3 protein-coding genes are annotated in these 2451 nt (G+C 66.6%); 1 reads left to right on the forward strand and 2 read right to left on the reverse strand.

Annotated features, from left to right (window positions below; translation table 11 throughout):
• A partial coding sequence (locus FJY88_13560) for a hypothetical protein (protein MBM3288354.1) occupies window positions 1-986 on the reverse strand: 986 nt, incomplete at its 3' end.
• Window positions 987-1166: 180 nt separating this feature from the next.
• Between FJY88_13560 and FJY88_13565 the strand changes: the two genes are divergently transcribed.
• Complete coding sequence (locus FJY88_13565) at window positions 1167-1817, forward strand: hypothetical protein (protein MBM3288355.1); 651 nt, start codon at window positions 1167-1169, stop codon at window positions 1815-1817.
• A 12-nt stretch (window positions 1818-1829) separates the two neighbouring features.
• Here the strand turns inward: FJY88_13565 and FJY88_13570 are convergent, their stop codons facing one another.
• Window positions 1830-2309, reverse strand: a complete 480-nt coding sequence (locus FJY88_13570; protein ID MBM3288356.1) for an ACT domain-containing protein — start codon at window positions 2307-2309, stop codon at window positions 1830-1832.
• Window positions 2310-2451 lie beyond the last annotated feature (142 nt).

Raw genomic sequence — 2451 nt, forward strand, 5'->3', positions numbered from 1 at the left:
CCGATGAGACCGACCCCGCTCCCGGCGGATCCGATCACCCAGGCAGGAGGGTTCAGAGTGGGATTGATCGGCACGAGGAGCGAGAGGAAGTTGAACAGCCAGAGCCGGCCGACCAGCGTCGCGCCCGATGCCTCGACGCCGGCGGGGTACTCGCCCGCGGGCCTGTGGAATCCCGGCCCGACCGCGCGCAGGATCAGATAGACGGCCGTGGCGACAGCGATCGCCAGCAGCGCGCGTCGCGCGGAGAAGTCCGCCGGGAGCGCGCGCGATGCGATCGGCGGGCGCGACGGGGAGTCAACCGTCCCGGATCGAGAACGGAGTGGGCCGGCGTTTCCTGACGGGTCGAGAGAGAAACGACCCAGTGCCGCCCACAGGATCGCCGCCCAGAGGACTCCGATCGCGGAGGACTCCTTCGAGAGAAGCGCGAAGAGCCACAAGACGCCGACGATGACGGGCCGTTGCCTGGGGGCGAAGAGGACCGCCATGGCTCCGATGAGAAGGCCGGTCGCCAGAAGGTCGGGCGTCGCGGAGATCCAGCCGAAAGCGTCGGCCAGGGCCGGATGGACGGCGAAGAGAGCCGCTCCCCACATCGCCCTGGGGCTCAGCCTGCGGAGGAGGAGAGCAAGAACGACGCTCGTCCCGGCGTGCAGAAGACCGGAGAGGATCCTGAACGGGAGGGGATGCGCGCCGAAGAGGAGCAGGAGAAGCCCATGGAGCAGGGTCGCCAGTGGCCGGTAGTAGGCCGATCCGTCCTCGGTCAGGATGATCGATCCCCAGCCATGGCCCTCCATCAGGAGGCGGGGGAGATTTCCGGGATCGCGGAGGACCGGGCTCTGGAGAATGAGCCAGCGATCGTCCCAGACGAACCCTCCGCCGAGGGCCGGGAGCGAGACCAAGAGGCCCAAGGCGCCCGCAATCCACGGACTCGCCCCGAAGAGTGTCCCGCGAGGCGCATCGGTCGCTCGGGCCTTGTCGCGTCTCTGCACTCGCTCCCTCCTCACGACATCGGCGCTTATCGTAGGTGAGCGGCGGGCCTCTGTCTTGAGCTTTCCTGTCGCCCTCTTTCCGATTGACCCGAGAGACCCAGATGCGAGTAGAGTTCGTGTTCCGCTGAAGAGCCGAAGTAGGCGCCGCCGCCGCAGGCCGGGGAATGGAAGGAGAGGCCCTTGCGAACGAGATTCGCTCCCATCATCGCCGCCGCTGTCCCGATGCTCCTGATCGCCGCCTGCAGCAGCAACACCGAGAAGATCGAGTCGAAGGCGAGCCTCTCCCAGGCGAAGTCGACTCAGGGCGCTTCCCCGTCTTCCGCGAAGGGCCACGCCGCCGAGGCAGGCTCAGCCGTCTCTCTCAACAACCTGACTTGGGATGTGCCTCCCGGGTTCGAGGCTCAGGAGCCGTCCAACCCGATGAGGATGGCGCAGTATCGAATTCCGGCCGGGAAGCCCGAGACGCGCGATGGAGAGCTCGCCATCTTCTTCTTCGGGGAGGGTGGCGGCGGAGAGACGCAGGCGAACCTCGAGCGCTGGGCGGGGCAGTTCAAACAGGAGGACGGCGGCGATCCGATGCGGAAGGCCGCGCTCGACTCATGGAGGACCGCGGCGGGCCTCAAGATCTCGACGATCGATCTGTCGGGCCGGTACGAGACGGCCATGATGGGCGCGCCCTCGATGAACGAGTCCGGGTGGAGGTTGTACGGCGCTGTCGTCGAAGGCCCAGGCGGGCCTTGGTTCCTCAAGGCGGTCGGGCCGGATGATCTGATCGCATCCTCGCGCCCCGTCCTTCGCGCCCTTCTTGAAGGGCTTCGAGGGGGGGAGTGAGTTTCGCGATTCTCAGGGGATTTCGAAGTGGCTTCGCAGAGAGGCTAGCGCGTCACCGAGAGCGGCCTGATCGAAGATGCACGTGACCGAGGAGACCGATGTCGAGATCGCCAGGATGTTGATACCCGCCTCCGCCAGGGCATTGAAGACCCGCGAGGCGACGTTGGGGATCTCCCGGAAGTGCGGGCCGAAGACGGCGACCGAGGAGATGGCCTCGCGCGTCACGACCTTTTGCGCTTGCAGCTCGTCGCCGAGTCGCTCGACTTCGCGCAGCGCTTCCTCGAAGCGCAGCATGCTGACGCAGGCTGTGATCGAGGCGCCTCCGCCAAGGTCGGGAGAACAGGAGATGAAGTCGACGTTGATCTCGAGAGCGCCGATCGCCTCGAGGATCTTGCCTGCGACGCCTGGATTGTCCGGCGCCCCCTGGAAGGAAACCATCCCGAGGTCCTGGGTGACGAGCACCCCTCCGATCTTCATCTTCTGCAACTGCAAGAGCGTTCCTCCCGCCGCGGCCTCACTCTGACCTGCCCGCCCGCCTACTCCGGAGGGAGCATGACCTCCGCCAGCGTCCCTTTCCCCTCCGTGCTGTCGATGCGTATCCGGCCCATGTACTTCCTCAGGAGCTTCTGCACGA

The sequence above is a fragment of the Candidatus Eisenbacteria bacterium genome (genome assembly GCA_016867495.1).
GTDB lineage: Bacteria > Eisenbacteria > RBG-16-71-46 > CAIMUX01 > VGJL01 > VGJL01.